The organism is Lactobacillus sp. (assembly GCF_051873315.1).
In the GTDB taxonomy this organism is placed as follows: domain Bacteria; phylum Bacillota; class Bacilli; order Lactobacillales; family Lactobacillaceae; genus Lactobacillus.
Genome location: NZ_JBJEES010000080.1, coordinates 1 through 2,300, shown reverse-complemented (window position 1 = coordinate 2,300; position 2,300 = coordinate 1). Strand labels below are relative to the sequence as shown.

The window sequence follows — 2,300 nt, the reverse complement described above, 5'->3', positions numbered from 1 at the left end:
CACCCTGCCATGGACTGTTCCAGCCCCAATTGGTATCGTTGTCGGCACCGGCTTTGCACCTTTGTCCTTTGTCTACGTTTTGCTCGCCCTCGCGGTCGACGTCTTGATCTGGTACCCATTCTTCCGGGTATACGACAATGACATCCTTGCCCAGGAAGTAGCTGCTGAAAAGGCAGAAAAGGCTGAAAAAGAAGTTGCACCTGCAGCTCCAGCAGTTGCCGCAAGTTCAGTCAAGGAAGCGCCAAAGGCTGCTGCCAAGGACGTGTTGACTGAAGACACCAATGTCATGGTTATTTGTGCCGGTGGTGGTACCTCAGGCATCCTGGCCAAGGCTTTAAACAAGCTGGCCAAAGAAAAGGCTTTGCCGCTGCATGCTGTGGCCAGAGCATATGGCCAGCACATGGACGTAATTGACGACATGGATTTGATCATTCTTGCTCCGCAAATGGACTCCATGCGCGATAATCTGCGAGAAGTCGCCGACAAGGTCGGGGCTAAATTAGTGACGACTACTGGCCGGCAATATATCGAATTGACGCAAAAAAAGGACTTGGCCTTGAACTTCGTGGTCAACTCCCTTAAGGATTAAGAGGATAAAAATGACTGTTTACAAGTTACCAGAAGACTTTTATTTTGGCGGCGCCACGGCTGCCTACCAAGTAGAAGGAGCCACTAAAGAAGATGGCAAGGGGGACGTGATCTGGGACAAGTACCTGCGTGAGCAGGGAACGATCAACCCGGATCCAGCCGCTGATTTTTACCACAGATACCCAGTGGACCTGGACCTGTGCAAGAAGTTCCATATCAACGCTATTCGCGTCTCTATTGACTGGGCCCGGATTTTCCCAGCAGGGATCGGCCGGCTGGAAGAGCGCGGGGTCAAGTACTACCATGCTTTGTTTAAAAAGTGCCACGAAGACGGGGTAGAGCCATTCGTGACTCTGCACCACTTTGACACGCCGCAAGCTCTGGAAGACAAGGGCGGCTGGCTGTCTAGCGAGATGCTCGATGCCTTCCTTGCCTATGCCAAGTACTGCTTTAAGGAATTTCCAGAAGTGAAGTACTGGATCACCATCAATGAACCGACTTCCATGGCTGGCCAGCAGTATGTTTCGGGGACTTTCCCGCCAGCCCGGGTCAATGAATTTGCCAAGTGCTTCCAAGCTGAATACAACCAAAACCTGGTTCACGCCAGAATCGTGAACGCCTATAAGGAAGGCGGCTATCCTGGCAAAATCGGGGTGGTTCATGCCCTGCAGACCGTTTATCCGGCCAGCAGCAGCGCCGGCGACCGGCATGCCGCTGAACTCAAGGACGCCTTGGAAAACCGCTTCTATCTTGACGGGACTTTAGCCGGCAAGTACTCAGACAAGACCTTGAGTCTGGTCCGGGAAATCATTGAGGCCAATGGCCAGGAAATGATTGAGATCAAGGCAGAAGACGAGGAAGTTCTGGCTAAAGCTGCCAAGGAGCTGGACTTTGTGGGCGTAAATTACTACTTCAGCAAGTTCATGAAGGAGTACCATGGGGAAAACATCATGCACCACAACGGCAATGGCGAAAAGGGAACTGACGTCAACAAGATGAATGGGGTAGGTGAAGAAGTCCACCCTAAAGGGATGCCGGCAACTGACTGGGACTGGATCATTTACCCAAAGGGGATGTATGACCAGCTCAAGCGGGTGCATGACGACTATCCTGGCGTTAAGGAAATCTACATTACCGAAAACGGGATGGGCTACAAGGACAAGTTCCTGGGGCCAGACAAGACTATCGATGACGCGCCGCGTATCAAGTATCTGCAGGCGCACATTCTGGAAGTGGCTAAGGCGATCAGTAACGGAATCCCAGTTAAAGGCTATTTCGTCTGGTCTCTGCAAGACCAGTTCTCCTGGACCAATGGCTATTCCAAGCGCTATGGTCTCTTTTACGTCGACTTTGCCAGCCAGGCCCGGTATCCGAAGCAAAGTGCCTACTGGTACCGCGGTTTGGCTGACAGCAAGCAGATTTCTACCGATGAAGAGGTTAAAGGCTGGACTTATTAAGATCGGCTGTAAAGCTAGAAAAGGCCTAATTCTCACACTTCGTACGCATTTTATTGATTTCTACTATTCCATATTTTTTATATTTTCTTTCCAAAAACTTCCTAAGACCTTACTGGCAGTCATTTACAATCTCTGCTTACCAAACTTAAAAGGCGCTGAGCGTTTGCTCAGTGCCTTTTCTTGTTCTAAAAATATTTGAGAACTAATTACTGCTTAGCTTGCTTTCTTCTCTCTTCAAAAAAGATATGGTTGATC

At 50.0% G+C, this 2,300-nt stretch carries 2 protein-coding genes; both read left to right on the top strand.

Annotation, left to right across the window (positions count from 1 at the left end):
* The coding region (locus ACI32D_RS04975; protein WP_439775517.1) for a lactose/cellobiose PTS transporter subunit IIB at positions 1–589 on the top strand (589 nt) is incomplete at its 5' end.
* A gap of 10 nt (positions 590–599) precedes the next feature.
* The gene (gene lacG, locus ACI32D_RS04970; RefSeq protein ID WP_439775516.1) at positions 600–2,045 is read left to right on the top strand and encodes a 6-phospho-beta-galactosidase; all 1,446 of its coding nucleotides are present in this window, start codon (positions 600–602) and stop codon (positions 2,043–2,045) included.
* Positions 2,046–2,300 lie beyond the last annotated feature (255 nt).

Coding starts and splice junctions, on each gene's coding strand:
- lacG (WP_439775516.1), top strand. CDS start 600: ATGACTGTTTACAAGTTACCAGAAGACTTTTATTTTGGCGGCGCCACG.